Source organism: Rothia sp. HMSC065G12 (assembly GCF_001811455.1).
Taxonomy (GTDB): domain Bacteria; phylum Actinomycetota; class Actinomycetes; order Actinomycetales; family Micrococcaceae; genus Rothia; species Rothia dentocariosa.
This window is the reverse complement of the sequence record NZ_KV804815.1, coordinates 408,238-423,837: the sequence shown is the minus strand read 5'-3', so window position 1 is coordinate 423,837 and position 15,600 is coordinate 408,238. Positions and strand designations below refer to the sequence as shown.

The following is a 15,600-nucleotide window of genomic DNA, read 5'->3' as shown; positions in this document are numbered from 1 at the left end:
CATGAGTTTTCTGCACATTCCGCCTAAGCTCAAACCATATCTCACCCGAAATTTCGCCCGTACCGAGTGGATGCGCTATCGCCGCGACCATAACCACGAATGGTTTCGCGCTGTTAGTGCCATTATTCACCTTGATATACGGCTTATAGTCTCGGCGGTCGTACTCTGGATTTTCACGCTGGCCGCCATGTATCACGGTACTTTTCAGCCCTATAAATACTGCGTTTTAGTGGCTATTAGCCTGCTTGGAATAATCACCATAACGCTTAATACCTTCTATGGACGCAAAATCGCCCATATTCTTTGTCCTATCCTCGGGCAGTTCATGTTCATTATGCTCTTGGTGACTCTGCAAGCTGTCCTGCTCATGCTGACCGGAACGGATTCCAGCCGCACGACCCTAAGAGATGCTGAAGGAACCTCGTTACGTATAACCGGAGTCATCAGGGAAATACGCCCTCTTGACTCGCATACGAATATGATCATTCTCAGCACCGACACGGCTCAATACCGTAGTCTTCGAGCACCAATTCATGAAGATATTCGTATTTACAGCAACACACAAAAACAGCAGCTTAACCCCGGAACCCGGGTTAACGCGCTCGGAACCCTTGAAAATAAAGGCACCACCGCATTCCTCAAAGGTGCAAGCATATTCCCTCAACCGAACCAAAATCTTGAGCACACACGCGCCCTAAACACTAGGATGCGCGATTATGCCCGCCGACACCTCGATGCCGAAACCACGGCGTTACTTCTAGGTACCGCCTATGGCGATGACTCCGCAATGCCCAACACCAGTAAGGAAAACTATAAGCTTAGCGGGCTCAGTCACCTTACCGCAGTCTCTGGAGCAAATATCGCCATCATTTTCATGGCTGGCTACCGTTTTGGAATTCTCGTGCGCGTTCCACGCCGCCTTATGATCGGAATGGGTATTACCGCCGTCGTTCTCTACTCCACGATTCTCACTTTTGAGGGATCCGTAATCCGCTCTATTCTCATGGGGTCACTAGGAGCTTTGGCGATGCTCCGCGGCACCGGGAGAAATACTCTTAGCGCGCTCGCCACCACTATCGTGTTCTGCCTCATCGCTGCGCCGAAACTCGCCGGTGACCTCGGCTTTATGCTCTCCACCGTGGCTACGGCATCGCTGATAGCGCTCGGACCCTCACTCACGCGTCTCTTGATGCGCGTCCTACCGCACACCCTCGCCGAACTTATAGCAGCTTCCGCCAGCGCCTCGCTCTGGTGTACCCCTGTTATTTTAGGTATCAGCGGCAAAATACCGCTCTATACCATTCCCGCAAATATGCTCGCCGCTCCACTAACCGCGATCACCATGTTTGCTGGTCTTGCCGCGTTCCTGAGCTACAGCATCAACTTCACGGCCATCACGGATATTGCTCTTATTCTCGGTAGAATACCGGTACAGGGCATCGAATACATAGCGAAATATTTTGCACACGCACCCGCAAATCCACTCGATGTAGATGTTACTCTGGCATCTGTAGCTTTTGCTGGAGTTACTGTCTTTGCGGGTAGCCTGCTGATATGGCTCTGGGATTACCGTATTTACAAGCGCGAGCTTCACCTCGATTATGTACGTATACCCGGTACTCAGCATGCAACCAGCACGCGCCGTCAATCACCAACGCACCAAATCGGTCAAAGACACTTCGGTATGATAGAAACAGCAACACACCGAACGAGCAATGAGGTACCGTGACTCCCAGGGGAAGCTCATCACGCGGCAACTACCGCGGCCAACGCGCTAATAAAACGCTTGATAACGCATGGCGCACCGTAGATCCCGCACCGGTCATCATGCTCCACGGTTCCGAAGAGTATTTCGCTTCACGAGCACGTGAACGTCTGCGCACCGCTTTTTATAGCACCTATCCAAATGCAGACCTAGTCACCATCAACGCTTCCACCTACACTGCGGGGGAACTCACTCTCCTCGCGAGCCCGTCGCTCTTCGGGACTGCCAAAATAATAGATGCTGACAACGTCGCCACCATGAGTGAAGACTTCCTTAACGATGTTCTCAGCTACATTGCTGCCCCAGAATCCGACATTATGCTCATTATGCAGCATTCTGGCGGCAATCGCGGCAAAAAACTCATTGATGCCATACGTAAAAACCACGTTCTTATTCCCTGTAAACCGCTCAAAGCCGAGCGCGAAAAAACGGAATTTGTCACCAGTGAATTCCGAGAGGCTAAACGCACTATCGATCCCGGGGCCCTCCGCCTACTCGTAGCCGCTACCAACGACACCGCCGAACTTGCCTCTGCCTGTGCTCAACTTCAAGCAGATATTGCGGGAAATATTACCGAAGAGATCGTGAACCGTTACTATGGCGGGCGAACCGAAGTTACTGCTTTTCGGGTGGGAGACGCCGCCGTTACGGGAAACGCAGCAGAAGCGCTTAGGCTTTTACGACATGCTTTAGCAACGGGAACAGAACCTATCCCTCTGTTGGGGGCACTTGCCATGCGTATTCGCAATATTGCCCGCGTGCATCATGTGCGTGCCAGTGCCCAGGAACTTGCCCGTGAGGTAGGTATGGCTCCGTGGCAGGTTGAACAGGCACAACGCGACGGAAGGCGTTTCACCGGGGAACAGATCGCCCGTATCGTGCAGCTACTTGCTGATGCCGACGCACAGCTCAAGGGGGAGGGACTAGACCCAGTATATGCGGTTGAACGCGCGGTACTTGCCATTGCGTTGCCTCATAACCGCTCATAAATGCATTTTTATTTTGCTCATATATGAGCTAGGGAAAGATTTGCGTCATAAGGCATAATGGACTCCATGCTACAAACACTGAAAAAAGCATTCTTCGCCGTTTTGCCTTCGCTTCGGAAAGCAGCAGAAGATGCTCTGCGCGATAATGCACAACAGTCGCAAGCACAGACCAACCACGATTCTGAACAACCTCAGACATCAAATGCGCCGAAACCAGGCCCCGGTGCTTCTAAGTCTGCGCCCTCTCAACAGCAGAGTTCGCAGGGACAGGGCTCAGACTATCCAGGAGACTATCGCGGGTCTATTGACTTTGAGTATTCTCCCTCATTGGACGGCGATCCAGATCCTGGTGAGATCGTGTGGACTTGGGTTCCTTACGAAGAAGACCATACTCAGGGGAAAGACCGCCCGGTCATCCTTGTAGGGCGTGACGGGGAATACCTGCTTGCCTTCATGATGACCAGCAAAGACCACAACAACCGCGATCATGCAGATTCTAATTATCTAGATATTGGTTCAGGCTCTTGGGATTCCCAGGGTCGGGCTTCCGAGGTCAAACTCAATCGCGTCCTACGGGTGCGTCCTGAGAACATGCGCCGTGAAGGGGCAATTATGCCTCACGAGACTTTCCGCCTTATCGAACAAGCCTACAACCGCCGTTAGTCCGAGATTGTACCTATCTCAAAAGCGCGAAAATCATATATCATCCTTGAAATAAAAGGTATTCTTACAGGCACTTATCTGCTATGATTTGTGGTTGAGTGTCTGGTGGTCATCAGGCACTGCTGGCCGGTTGCCATAGGCATCCCCACGCCGCTCAGTCGATGATCGGTCAGCATAGCCCTCACCGACCAATAAGACAAACAGAAAGTTTAATCGTGGCTAATATCAAGTCCCAGAAAAAGCGCATCCTCACCAACGAGAAGGCTCGTCTGCGTAACAACGCTATTAAATCTGAGCTGAAGACCGCAACCCGCCGGGTTAAGGAAGCTGTTGAGGCACAGAACAAGGAAGCTGCCGAAGAGGCACTGCGTTTTGTGAGCCGCAAGCTGGATAAGGCTGTTTCTAAGGGTGTTCTGCACAAGAAGAACGCTGCTAACAAGAAGTCCGGTCTAGCGCATCTGGTTAACAAACTTTCCTAATGTCAGCCTCTGTATGAGGCGCATTGCGAAGTGATAAGGTTTCCCCGTCGGTTCTCTCCCGGCGGGGAATTCTTTGTGCCCGCCAGCCGTGCCGGTTCGCGCTTCCAGCGTGCATTATGGGAAAATAAAAGATAATTGTGCCAGCTGCCTGATGAACCTCCATGAAAGGAATATGCGAGTGGCTCCTCTGTCGAAAAATCCGCCAATACCGGCGGCTACCGACCCCGCGATTATTCGCAACTTCTGCATTATTGCACATATCGATCACGGAAAATCCACGCTCGCTGACCGTATGCTTCAGGCAACTGGCGTTGTCGCGCCGCGCGATATGAAGGCACAATACCTTGACCGCATGGATATTGAGCGTGAACGAGGCATCACCATTAAATCCCAGGCAGTACGTATGCCATGGGAGATCGACGGTACTTCCTATGCACTCAATATGATTGATACTCCGGGACACGTTGACTTCACCTATGAAGTCTCTCGCTCACTTGCCGCATGCGAAGGCGCTCTGCTTCTTGTTGATGCAGCACAGGGGATTGAAGCCCAAACTCTCGCCAACCTTTACTTAGCGATGGAGAACGATCTTACGATTATTCCCGTCCTGAATAAGATCGACTTGCCCGCCGCTATGCCCGATAAATATGCTGAGGAGCTGGCAAACCTTATTGGTTGCGAACCTGAGGAGGTTCTGCGGGTTTCGGGTAAAACCGGTGAGGGTGTAGAAGCTCTACTGGATCGTATTGTCGAAGGTATACCCGCGCCCGTTGGCCAAGCGAATGCGCCTGCCCGCGCCATGATTTTTGACTCGGTGTACGATTCCTACCGCGGAGTGGTCACCTATGTGCGTGTCGTAGATGGAAAACTTGAACCGCGCCAGAAAATCAAGATGATGTCTACCGGAGCAGAACACGATCTGCTTGAGATTGGGGTAATTTCACCCGACCCCATTCCCTCCAAAGGGCTGAGCGTAGGTGAAGTGGGCTATTTGATCACTGGCGTGAAGGACGTTCGGCAGTCCCGCGTGGGCGATACCGTAACCTCTGCCGTCAAACCTGCTGCAGAATCCCTAGGCGGCTATGAAGACCCGAAACCTATGGTGTTCTCTGGGCTATTTCCTATTGATGGTTCAGATTATCCGGCGTTGCGAGATGCCCTAGACAAGCTCAAGCTCAACGATGCTGCGCTTGTCTACGAACCCGAAACTTCTGCAGCACTCGGGTTTGGTTTCCGGTGTGGCTTCTTAGGCCTGCTGCACCTTGAAATCGTGCGCGAACGCTTGGAACGCGAGTTCAATCTCGACCTTATTTCGACCGCCCCCAACGTTATCTACGATGTTGTGGACGAATCGGGTAATGCAAAGCGCGTGACTAATCCAAGCGAGTTCCCCGAGGGTAAGGTCGCAACCATTCGTGAACCGATGGTGGCATGTACGATTATTGCCCCCAGCGACTATATTGGGGCGATCATGGAGTTGTGCCAGTCGCGCCGCGGGCAAATGGGCGGCATGGACTACCTATCTGAGGATCGCGTTGAGATGCGGTACCGCCTGCCGCTGGCCGAGATTGTCTTTGATTTCTTCGATCAGCTCAAGTCCCGTACTCGTGGGTATGCATCCTTGGACTGGAAGTTCGATGGTGAGGAAGAGGCTGACCTGGTGAAGGTCGATATCCTGCTTCAGGGTGAGAAAGTGGATGCTTTCTCGGCTATTACCCATCGCGACAAGGCCTATTCGTACGGTTTGATGATGACGAGTAAACTCCGTGAGCTAATACCTCGTCAGCAATTTGAGGTTCCTATTCAGGCTGCTATTGGTTCTCGCATCATTGCCCGCGAGAATATCCGCGCTATGCGCAAGGACGTGCTGTCAAAATGCTACGGTGGCGATATTTCGCGTAAGCGCAAGCTGCTGGAAAAGCAGAAGGAAGGCAAGAAGCGCATGAAGATGGTCGGCCGCGTCGAGGTACCGCAAGAGGCATTCATCGCCGCCCTATCTTCGGGCGAAGAGAAAGAGAAGAAAGACAAAAAGAAGTAAATCTTTACCGTCTTTCTTGCGGGTAGAGACCTGACTCCAAGAAAAGAGCGTCTCTACCCATCATTTTTACGCACATGCACTCGGCTAGATTCTCATGAAGGAGGCATCGTATGGCACCCGCGCAACCGGTTGGCGCGCCCGCGCCGCGTGATGGACGCATCCCAGCCTCGTGTGCGCACGGGTGCCAAAACCGTGATTTTAGCCTCTATGTACATATTCCGTTCTGCTCAGTGCGATGTGGGTATTGTGATTTCAACACTTATGCCACCGAAGATTTTGGTGACGGGATAGGGCTGGGTACGTATGCGGACGATGCTACAGCTGAGATTTTCTTTGCCGCTCGCGCTCTTGAAGCATCCGGGGTGGTAAAGCGGCCGTTGCATACGGTATTCTTCGGCGGGGGTACGCCCACGAAACTCCCTGCGTATGATTTGGTGCGCATCCTGAGAACTGCAATTGATATTTTCGGTATCGAAGATGGTGCTGAGGTCACCACCGAGGCTAATCCTGACTCTGTCACCTATGAGGATCTGCAGACGTTAAAAGACGGCGGATTTACGCGTGTTTCTTTTGGTATGCAATCTGTTGTGCCCGAGGTTTTGAAAGTTCTTGACCGTACCCATACGCCCGAAAATGTTCCTAAAGTTGTGGCGTGGGCGCGAGATATTGGTCTTCAAGTATCGATAGATTTAATTTATGGCTCTCCGTCAGAAACGCTGGAGCAGTGGGAGCAAAGTGTGCAAGCGGCGATTTCTTATCAGCCAGACCACATTTCTGCATATTCTTTGATTGTTGAAGACGGTACTAAACTTGCCGCACAAATTCGGCGCGGTGAATATACAATGCCTGATGATGACCTCATGGCAGATATGTATTTGCGTGCAGAAGATCTTCTCATGCAAGCCGGATATCGGTGGTATGAGGTCTCGAATTATTCTCGGTCTGAGCATACTCGAAGTGACCATAATATGGCGTATTGGCGTAATCAAGACTGGTGGGGAATAGGACCGGGAGCACATTCACATATAAACGGTACCCGGTGGTGGAATATTAAACATCCCGTTCCCTATGCGCATCGCGTTCGAGCTGGGCAGTCGCCGGCCGCAGCGCGAGAGATTTTAGACTCAGATTCTCGTTCTTTTGAGACGATTATGCTGTTGATTCGAGTACGTGAGGGGCTGCCTATGCACGAGCTTCTAGCCGTGCATCCTGCCGCTGACCTGGGGTCTTCTTTACGGTGGTTGCTCTCGCAAGGTCTCATTGAACCCGACATTTTTACAAATACTGGTGCGCCCAACCCTGATGCTTCGGTAAAACTCACACTGCAGGGGCGACTTTTAGGTGATGCTGTTACTCGAGAATTACTTCCAGATATAAAATAAATGTCTCGTAAAATATGCGAGAATACTTACCCCAAAAATATAATTGCCTTAACTTTCAGGATAAAATAATTGAATTACTAGACATTAGGTTGAAACTAAGGTAGAGTTTATATTGGCAGGACGGTATATGTTACAGCGTGTTGTCGTCTTTGCTGAAGTTGAGTGAATACGGTTGAAGGTCCCTTGTGTATCAGGGGCCTTCAATCGTTAACAGGTGTTTTATGTGGTATGTAATATGCGCGTAAAAATAAAGGGCCACATATTCCATATCGAAATAGTGACCCTGGATGCCTTGCCTTATACGATGTATAAGTCTGTTTATACGCGGCGCTCGGCTGCCTGTTGTTGCTGTTGCCCTTCCATTTCTTCTCGGTGCTGCTTCTTCTTTTCTTTGAAGTCTTCAGCAGGCTTGAGGAAAAGGTCAAGGATACGCAGGTTGAGCTTGTACCTATGAGGTTCTCCTTGAGCGGCGTAGATGCCCGCAATTACGGAACTGATCGCCATATAAAGCCACAGAATAGCAGTAAAGAACATCATGAGGCTTGCCATGCCGGGCACGAAGCTCAAAATGAGAAGAACAAGAATCATGATTGAAGGCAGAAGCGTAAAGTTCATGGCTTCACGTGACTCTTGCTCAGTGAAGGGGGCGCGGTCACGATACAAATAGTAGATAGCAGCGGCAGGCAAAAACCCGATGATGCCGCTAAAGTGAGCAAAAGTCGCCATGCTCCGGTCCTGCGACACAGGCAAAGGTGTAATGTTTCGTTTATGCCCCTCCGGGCGAGTATCTTGAACCACAGAAATCCTGATTATTACTCGTCTATTTTGCTCTGCCGTACACATGCCTCAGTTGGTGCACCTGTACAACCTAAAATCCTTATTTATTGTAACGTGTTTTACCGAACGCCTTGCCAGAGGCGCGGCATAGACAACCTGAGCTACTCACATTACCTTATTCAGTCAGAAAATCAATGAGCGACTCAACAGGTCCTAGCAGCGTAGGATCAAGATCAGAATAAGAGTCAACTCGGGAAAGAATACGTTTCCAGGCGTTTGCCACGTCTTCCTGGTTTTGATGTGGCTGTCCCAACCGACGTAGAATTCCTTTCTTCCAGTCCTCACCTCGAGGCACCTGCGGCCATGCCGGAATTCCGAGAACCTGCGGCTTGACGGCCTGCCAAATATCAATGAAAGGGTGCCCCACAATCTTAATATTTCCAGCAGCGCCGGGAACAGCTAAAGCCTCCGCCACAACACGTTCTTCCTTGGTGCCTTTCAGAAGATGATCCACAAGAATTCCAAGTCGTCGCTCTGGACCGGGGGAGAACTCTTCAACGGCAGTTGCTAAATCATCAACACCATGAAGGGGCTCGACCACAATACCTTCAACCCGCAGATCATGGCCCCACACTTTCTCGACGAGTTCCGCATCATGAAGCCCCTCAACCCAGATTCTGGATGCGCGCGCCACCCGTGCTGGAGCGTTTTCAACTGCTACCGAACCAGAACGAGAAATTTTGCGCCCTGAGGTCTTTCGTGGTGTTGGGGCAACAATCTCAACCGGTTCGCCCTCAAGAAAGTACCCGATTCCTAAAGGAAAATTTTTGACCCGTCCGTGAGCGTCTTCAAGCCCGAAAAATATTTCTCCACCGATACGTTCGGCACGCACTACTTCGCCAACCCACCCGTTAAGATCCTCAAGGACCATCCCGCGTTTTAGCTCGACCCGACGAGGAGAAGCAGGCCTGTTATTTATTGAGGCACGTGATAGATCTTGTGCACCCCAAGCGTATCGTTCACTCATATCTTGCATCCTTCGTACAACGGCACCACGGATATTGCCTGGTTTCCGCAGGTTAGCTTCTGGCAGAACCCATCCAATTCTAAAGTATTGATAACTCGCTTCTGGCGAAAGACTAGTACCGTTAGGGGTTACCCGGCTATGATAAAAGTAGTTTTTAGCACTCTCTCAACAAGAGTGCCAGATTATGCTTTTCCAGATTGTTAACCACCGATAGGGTCGCAAGGAGTACCATGTCACACGAACGCCGCATGCGCATACTGCAGGCAATCGTTGAAGACTACGTGCGCACAGGCGAACCCATAGGTTCAAAGACGCTGGCACAGCGCCACCATCTTCAAGTATCCAGTGCCACGATACGCAATGATATGGCAGCTTTAGAAGAACAGGGACTTTTGAGCGCACCGCACGCCAGCGCTGGGCGTATTCCTACAGAACAGGGATACAGGTTCTTCGTCGATGCTCTAACCGCGCCGCGTGCTCTCTCTGCAACCCAAGTTTCGGCGTTACGGCAAATTCTTGAAAGCGCACACAGCGTAGAAGACATGATTGAAGCCGCCACCCGAACACTTGCGCATCTCACGCATCAGGTAGCACTTATCCAGTACCCAACACGTAACGCTGGAACTCTCTTGCATCTTGAGTTCGTACCCCTAGATTCACGCACGCTTTTAGCATTGCTTATCAGTGATCTTGGCACAATCCACCGGGTTACCGTGATATTGCCGGAGACTACAGCCTTATCGCATGATGAAACTGTGTCAGCTCTTGCAGCGATTAAAGAAAACCTGCTTAAAATGCTTCAGGGTTTACCCTTCGAAAACATAAGTGCATTGCTGCCAGAAGCGCATCATCCAGCGTTGCGAGGTCGTTCTCCGGAGCTTACCGAAGCTATCGTGGATCATCTGCGAGCACAACCTTATTTTGAACGAGATATTCGCTTCGCGATCTCTGGCACCTCAAACCTAGCACGAAGTCACGACGACTTCTCGGCGAGCATAGCTCCCATTTTGGATGCGCTCGAAGAACAAGTTACGCTGCTTCGCGTGCTGTCTCACGCATCGGTTCAAGAAGCCGGGTACAGTGTAAGGATCGGTCACGAGAATACGGAGCAAGCGCTTCAAGGAGCTTCTATTGTCACTGGTGAATACGATTCACCCGTTGTAGTTTCATACGGCAAACAACATTTACCAGATAATGAAGGCGCCTTGGGGAAGCATACGGCAAAACTTGGCGTGGTGGGTCCAGTCCGCATGGATTACCGTGGTAACATTGCGGCGGTGAACGCGGTAGCTCGCTATCTAGGTCATGTCTTAGGCACACGAGCATCATGACATCGTGCGAGTAATTCCTCAGAACCCCGTAAACTTACCGATTTTATATTGACACCATATCCGGAGCACTCCGGTACGAAAAGGATAGAAGAAACACGTGAGCGATCACTACTCAACTCTTGGAGTCTCGAAGGATGCAAGCCCCGAAGAGATCAAAAAAGCGTACCGTAAAAAGGCGCGTCAACTGCACCCCGACGTTAACCCATCCGAAGAGGCAGCTGAGGAATTCAAACGTGTAACCCTCGCCTACGAAGTACTCTCAGATAACGAGAAACGCCGTAATTACGACGCTACCGGCGATGAACAGGGTCGTGCAGGATTCCCTGGAGGCGCAGGAGGGTTCGGCGGCTTTGGCTCAGGAAGTTTCGGGTTCCAAGACCTTTTCGATATGTTTACCGGAGGCGGTGGACAAAGCGGTCCCGCATCCCGCGTACGCCAGGGACAAGACGCACTTATCAACGTCTCGATATCCCTTAAAGACGCAGTTTTTGGCGTCGAAAAGACTGTAGAGCTTAACACGGCCGTCACTTGTAAATCCTGTGAAGGTGAAGGAACCGCTCCCGGAACCCACCCCGAAACCTGTGAGACCTGTCATGGCCAGGGATTCATGCAGCGCCGTGTTCAATCCATCCTAGGAACCGTCATGCAGCAGGTAGAGTGCCCCAGCTGTCAGGGATATGGCACCGTCATCAAACACCGCTGCCCAGAATGCCACGGACAGGGCCGTGTGGGCGAAAAACTCCCGCTGACCTTCACCGTTCCCGCCGGTGTTAATGACGGAGCCCGCATACGTCTGCGAGGTAAAGGCGAAGCTGGACTCAATGGTGGTCCCAATGGCGATCTTTATATTGATCTCAACGTTAAGCGCGATAAATACTTTGTTCGCGATGGTGATAATCTCACCACAACGGTGAATATTCCTATGGTCGCAGCCGTTTTAGGAACCACCGTACCCTTAGAAACCTTCGATGGGGTTCAAGAGATCACCATCCCTGAAGGCGCACAAAGCGGCGACATCGTAACTTTGAACGGCTTAGGTGTTACCCGCCTTCACTCCGATAAACGCGGAGACCTACAGGTACGTATTCAGGTCACAACACCGACCAATGTAAACTCCGAACAACGTGAGTTGCTCCAAAAATTCGCTGAACTTCGTGGAGAAGACTTGCACGAAGGCACCCACGTCAAACAAAAACATGGTCTTTTTTCGCGACTCAAAGACCAATTTAAATAGACAACATTCTTTGTATCCGAAGTGTTCTGAAAATCCTAGTACGGTAAGATGAAACACTTCGGATACAGCTTTATCAAGGATCTTATGAGCGCCCCCATTTTCTACATTACCGCCAAAGAGCTAGCCAGCTGCACGGCAGGGAGTACATTTACTCTAACTGGTCCGGAAGCGCATCACGCCAAGGTGAAACGCTTAGCTATAGGGGAGAACCTTGACCTTGCAGACGGCCAAGGGCATCGTATCCACGGTATTGTTTCAGCGATTTCCTCTGAAGGACTTGAAGTTACAGTCCAAAACCTAGATAAGGATGATAACAGCCTCTCAGTTTCCCTTGTGCAGGCACTCGCCAAAGATAACCGAGACATATTGGCAATTGAGACCGGCACCGAACTTGGAATTCGGAGCGTTATCCCGTGGAGTGCCGATCGCTCTATCGTGCGGTGGAAAGGGGAACGCGCTACTAAAGCTCACCAAAAGTGGCAAAATACTGTCTCTGCCGCCGCTAAGCAATCGCGTCGAGCGCTCATTCCTACCGTGGAAGAGCTGTATTCTTCGCAGGAACTCGCAGAACACATACGCGAGCTCACGGATCAGGGAGCGTATGTCTATATTCTGCATGAACAGGCCACTGAACCCTTAAGCGAATATCTGCGAAAGATTGGGTACAGCCCTGATAATCCCACCAGAATTTATATTCTTGTAGGACCTGAAGGAGGCATCACCGAACGGGAAATCGAACTTTTCACGCGGGCGGGTGCGTACAAGGCACTGTTAGGAACTGAAATTCTGCGAGCCTCCACTGCTGGTGCCGCAGCACTGTGCACTATCAACGTAGTGTTGGGACGCTGGTAAGTAACGTTACACTTATTTAAGAACCAACAAGCCAAGGAGCTTACTTTTGACGACTACCTCACGACCCCTCTCAACGGCACGTACCGTATCTTTCAAAAGCGCCGCAGAGATGATAGCGGTTCTTGGCCCTCAAGACGCGCATCTCACTATTGTTGAGGACTATTTCGACAATATTTCAATTCGTCCCAAGGATCTTGATCTTCTTATTTCCGGTCCGTCCGTATCTGTTACCACGGTTGCGAAGCTTCTCAATGAACTCCGTGTACTCGCTAGTCACGGTACACAGATTACAGTACAAGTTATCCATCGTCTGATGGGTATGCTCGGTGATGAACTTTCAAATCCAGCGCATACGCTCTCAGCGAGTATTCTTTCAACACGCGGTACGACGATTCGCCCGAAGACGGTAAACCAGAAAAAATATGTGGATGCTATTGACGCAAATACTGTTGTCTTCGGCATTGGTCCCGCTGGTACCGGTAAAACATATTTGGCTATGGCAAAAGCAGTGCAAGCCCTACAAAGCCGCGAGGTTAACCGAATTGTCTTAACTCGCCCCGCAGTAGAAGCAGGCGAGCGTCTAGGCTTTTTACCGGGAACTCTCAACGATAAGATTGACCCTTATTTGCGTCCTCTCTATGATGCTCTACACGACATGCTTGAACCGGCGGCTATCCCTAAGCTTATGGAGGCAGGAACAATTGAGGTTGCACCCCTCGCATATATGCGCGGGCGTACATTGAATGACGCTTTCGTCATCCTTGATGAAGCACAGAACACGACGGCTGAACAGATGAAGATGTTCCTGACTCGTTTAGGTTTTGGCTCCAAGATGGTAATCACCGGCGATATTACACAGGTTGATTTGCCGGGTGGTCAAGCTTCGGGGCTTAAACAGGTGCGTAATATTTTGACCGGGGTTGATGACATTGTTTTTAGCACCCTGGATTCATCTGATGTTGTGCGCCATAGTCTAGTGTCTAACATTGTCTCCGCGTACGATCAGTGGGGCGAAGATCAAAAGGCTATGGAACGTAAACGTAATCGTAAAGTTAAGCGCGCCACGATTGAAGCTGCGGCTGAGAAACTTTTGGATCGAGCCGGAATTAACGGTGGTGAGTCTGGGGAGAACCAGTCACAGCAGAAGGGTGGACAACGCTAGTGGCTGTACTTGATTTTCATGTTGAGGACATTATTAATGAGAAGCCTGGTAACGTCACGACTCAGCTTGTTCATGATGCTTTTGCGTCAGTAGATACCGAATTTCTCAGCAAGCTGGTGGATTACATCTTCGCGAAGCTTTTCATAAGCAAAGATACTTATCTCTCTATCGCCGTTGTTGGGGAGAAGCAGATGGAGAAGATTCATCTGGAATGGATGGACTTACCTGGGGCAACCGATGTCATGAGCTTTCCAATGGATGAGCTTGTTCCCGGCACTGAAGATGAGCTTACCCAGGGTATGCTGGGCGATATTGTGCTCTGCCCGCCGGTTGCGGCTCGTCAGGGTGCTGACGCCGGGCATTCCACGCTTGATGAGCTATGTCTGCTGACAACGCATGGGATTCTCCATTGTTTGGGGTATGATCATGGGACTGCACAGGAAGAAGCTGAAATGTTTAGGCTTCAACGCTCTTTACTTGAAGGCTTCTTGGGACGCGCTGCCCCCGTCGAGACCCGACATTAGGGGTATTTATGGCTGGGCTATTACTCTTTATCCTTGCTCTAATCGCAACGGTTTTAGCGTTTACAATCACTGTTGCGGAAACCGCCTTTGTCTATTTACCACGCACTGAGGCAGAGGAAGTCGCACAAGAACACCCACATAGTGTTTTTGCACGGGTTTTGACCGAAGCAAGTACCGGAAATGACGAGCGGTATACGCATCCCTTGCGGTTGGCGCGGGTTCTTACGACCGGGGTGGCTACTCTTGCCTTTATGGTCGCTATCCTTAACATAGTCGAGCATCACTGGCTGGCTGGGCTTATTACTCTGGCATGTGTCGCGTTAGTGGGATATCCGCTGCTTACGGTGTTGGCCCGGGCTTTAGGCCGTAACCGCGCGGTCGTGATGTTAAAAGGTCTTGCTGCTCCTGTACATTTCACCGCGATTACTCTCGGGTGGTTATCGTCTTTTCTTGATGCACTTGTACATAAGGCAGCACCACAGCGTGTTTTAGATGGTCCCGCCGGTGTTTTTGCCGAAGATGAGCTTCGCGAGTTCCTGGATCGTGCCTCTGATGCTGAGACTATTGAAGATGATGAGGCACAGATTGTTCAGTCGGTTTTCGAGCTTGATGATACGCGCATCCGCTCTATTATGGTGCCGCGCACAGATATGTTGACTGTTGAGGCTAATGAGAGTATCGAGAACGCGCTTAGCCTTTTTCTGCGTTCGGGATATTCGCGTATGCCGGTGATTGGGGAATCAAACGACGATGTGCTTGGCATCCTATATCTCAAGGACTGCATGCAGGCTCATCTTGCCCATAGCCGCGGTGATGCGCCAGATCCTAGCATTATCTCTCTTATGCGTGAGGCACGTTTTGAGCCTGAATCGAAGAAAGTTATGGATCTTTTGCGACAAATGCAACGGGAATCAACGCACGTTGCCGTCGTGGTTGATGAGTATGGCGGTACCGCCGGTATGGTCACGCTTGAGGATCTTATCGAAGAGCTCGTTGGCGATATTTCGGACGAATATGACAACGAGAAACCTGAGTATTCCCTTCAGGAAGATGGAAGCTTCAAAGTGTCGGCGCGTCTAAGCGTTGAAGATCTTGGAGAAATTTTTGGGATTGACCTTGACGATGAAGATGTAGATACCGTAGGCGGTTTGTTAGCGAAGCACCTAGGAAAAGTACCTATCGTGGGGTCTGAAGTCACGGTTGAGGGTATTACCATTCGTGCCATTGGTAGCAGCGGGCGGCGCCATCAAGTCGATATGTTGCGAGTGTACCGTCAAGAACCGCAGCCTCACTTAGGCGAAGAATCAAACTCACCGCAAGGCGCAGGTTTCAATACGCCGCTAGATTCATCTTCTTCTTAGCAAACATTTAACTAAT

The 15,600-nt window shown here is 50.7% G+C and carries 14 protein-coding genes; 12 read left to right on the top strand and 2 right to left on the bottom strand.

The genetic code is table 11. The features are described 5' to 3' along the window. Window position 1 precedes the first annotated feature (1 nt). The 6 genes from HMPREF2804_RS07085 (at window position 2) to hemW (ending at window position 7,316) form a co-directional block, all read left to right on the top strand. Window positions 2-1,729 carry a ComEC/Rec2 family competence protein gene (locus tag HMPREF2804_RS07085; protein ID WP_246822649.1) on the top strand — a complete coding sequence of 576 codons (1,728 nt, stop codon included), beginning with the start codon at window positions 2-4 and terminating at the stop codon, window positions 1,727-1,729. After that, window positions 1,726-2,754, top strand: a complete 1,029-nt coding sequence (gene holA / locus HMPREF2804_RS07080; protein WP_070450299.1) for a DNA polymerase III subunit delta — start codon at window positions 1,726-1,728, stop codon at window positions 2,752-2,754. Before HMPREF2804_RS07085 ends, holA begins: the two co-directional genes overlap by 4 nt. 66 nt (window positions 2,755-2,820) lie before the next feature. Beyond that, window positions 2,821-3,417, top strand: coding sequence for a type II toxin-antitoxin system PemK/MazF family toxin (locus HMPREF2804_RS07075; RefSeq protein WP_048752282.1), 597 nt, complete (start codon window positions 2,821-2,823; stop codon window positions 3,415-3,417). A gap of 215 nt (window positions 3,418-3,632) precedes the next feature. Further along, complete coding sequence (gene rpsT, locus HMPREF2804_RS07070) at window positions 3,633-3,896, top strand: 30S ribosomal protein S20 (protein ID WP_004004703.1); 264 nt, start codon at window positions 3,633-3,635, stop codon at window positions 3,894-3,896. A 178-nt stretch (window positions 3,897-4,074) separates the two neighbouring features. Next, window positions 4,075-5,934: a translation elongation factor 4 gene (lepA, locus tag HMPREF2804_RS07065; protein ID WP_070450296.1), complete on the top strand. Its 1,860-nt coding sequence runs from the start codon at window positions 4,075-4,077 to the stop codon at window positions 5,932-5,934. A 110-nt stretch (window positions 5,935-6,044) separates the two neighbouring features. Further along, window positions 6,045-7,316, top strand: coding sequence for a radical SAM family heme chaperone HemW (gene hemW / locus HMPREF2804_RS07060; protein ID WP_048752135.1), 1,272 nt, complete (start codon window positions 6,045-6,047; stop codon window positions 7,314-7,316). 318 nt (window positions 7,317-7,634) lie between these two features. Here hemW and HMPREF2804_RS07055 read toward each other — a convergent pair whose 3' ends face one another. Together HMPREF2804_RS07055 and HMPREF2804_RS07050 are read right to left on the bottom strand one after the other, a co-directional pair. Continuing rightward, entirely contained in the window at window positions 7,635-8,042 is a 408-nt protein-coding gene (locus HMPREF2804_RS07055) for a DUF4870 domain-containing protein (protein WP_004004700.1), read from the bottom strand. Between the two features lie 226 nt (window positions 8,043-8,268). Then, complete coding sequence (locus HMPREF2804_RS07050; RefSeq protein WP_246822648.1) at window positions 8,269-9,120, bottom strand: DUF3097 family protein; 852 nt, start codon at window positions 9,118-9,120, stop codon at window positions 8,269-8,271. Window positions 9,121-9,350: 230 nt separating this feature from the next. Here HMPREF2804_RS07050 and hrcA point away from each other — a divergent pair, with 230 nt between their 5' ends. From hrcA to HMPREF2804_RS07020, 6 genes are all read left to right on the top strand, one after another. Continuing rightward, a complete protein-coding gene (gene hrcA / locus HMPREF2804_RS07045) occupies window positions 9,351-10,451 on the top strand; it encodes a heat-inducible transcriptional repressor HrcA (protein WP_070450291.1) in 1,101 nt (366 codons plus the stop codon). A gap of 97 nt (window positions 10,452-10,548) precedes the next feature. Further along, window positions 10,549-11,685 (top strand): molecular chaperone DnaJ, encoded by a 1,137-nt coding sequence (dnaJ, locus tag HMPREF2804_RS07040; RefSeq protein WP_004004697.1) that lies wholly within the window; start codon window positions 10,549-10,551, stop codon window positions 11,683-11,685. A gap of 84 nt (window positions 11,686-11,769) precedes the next feature. Beyond that, window positions 11,770-12,537, top strand: coding sequence for a 16S rRNA (uracil(1498)-N(3))-methyltransferase (locus tag HMPREF2804_RS07035; RefSeq protein ID WP_070450288.1), 768 nt, complete (start codon window positions 11,770-11,772; stop codon window positions 12,535-12,537). Window positions 12,538-12,646: 109 nt separating this feature from the next. Beyond that, a complete protein-coding gene (locus HMPREF2804_RS07030; protein WP_210398379.1) occupies window positions 12,647-13,699 on the top strand; it encodes a PhoH family protein in 1,053 nt (350 codons plus the stop codon). 32 nt (window positions 13,700-13,731) lie between these two features. Further along, window positions 13,732-14,223 (top strand): rRNA maturation RNase YbeY, encoded by a 492-nt coding sequence (gene ybeY, locus HMPREF2804_RS07025; RefSeq protein WP_256387509.1) that lies wholly within the window; start codon window positions 13,732-13,734, stop codon window positions 14,221-14,223. An 8-nt stretch (window positions 14,224-14,231) separates the two neighbouring features. Further along, window positions 14,232-15,584: a hemolysin family protein gene (locus HMPREF2804_RS07020; protein WP_048754040.1), complete on the top strand. Its 1,353-nt coding sequence runs from the start codon at window positions 14,232-14,234 to the stop codon at window positions 15,582-15,584. Window positions 15,585-15,600 lie beyond the last annotated feature (16 nt).

Coding starts and splice junctions, on each gene's coding strand:
- HMPREF2804_RS07085 (WP_246822649.1), top strand. CDS start 2: ATGAGTTTTCTGCACATTCCGCCTAAGCTCAAACCATATCTCACCCGA.
- HMPREF2804_RS07075 (WP_048752282.1), top strand. CDS start 2,821: ATGCTACAAACACTGAAAAAAGCATTCTTCGCCGTTTTGCCTTCGCTT.
- hemW (WP_048752135.1), top strand. CDS start 6,045: ATGGCACCCGCGCAACCGGTTGGCGCGCCCGCGCCGCGTGATGGACGC.
- HMPREF2804_RS07055 (WP_004004700.1), bottom strand. CDS start 8,042: ATGGCGACTTTTGCTCACTTTAGCGGCATCATCGGGTTTTTGCCTGCC.
- HMPREF2804_RS07050 (WP_246822648.1), bottom strand. CDS start 9,120: ATGAGTGAACGATACGCTTGGGGTGCACAAGATCTATCACGTGCCTCA.
- hrcA (WP_070450291.1), top strand. CDS start 9,351: ATGTCACACGAACGCCGCATGCGCATACTGCAGGCAATCGTTGAAGAC.
- HMPREF2804_RS07035 (WP_070450288.1), top strand. CDS start 11,770: ATGAGCGCCCCCATTTTCTACATTACCGCCAAAGAGCTAGCCAGCTGC.
- HMPREF2804_RS07030 (WP_210398379.1), top strand. CDS start 12,647: ATGATAGCGGTTCTTGGCCCTCAAGACGCGCATCTCACTATTGTTGAG.
- HMPREF2804_RS07020 (WP_048754040.1), top strand. CDS start 14,232: ATGGCTGGGCTATTACTCTTTATCCTTGCTCTAATCGCAACGGTTTTA.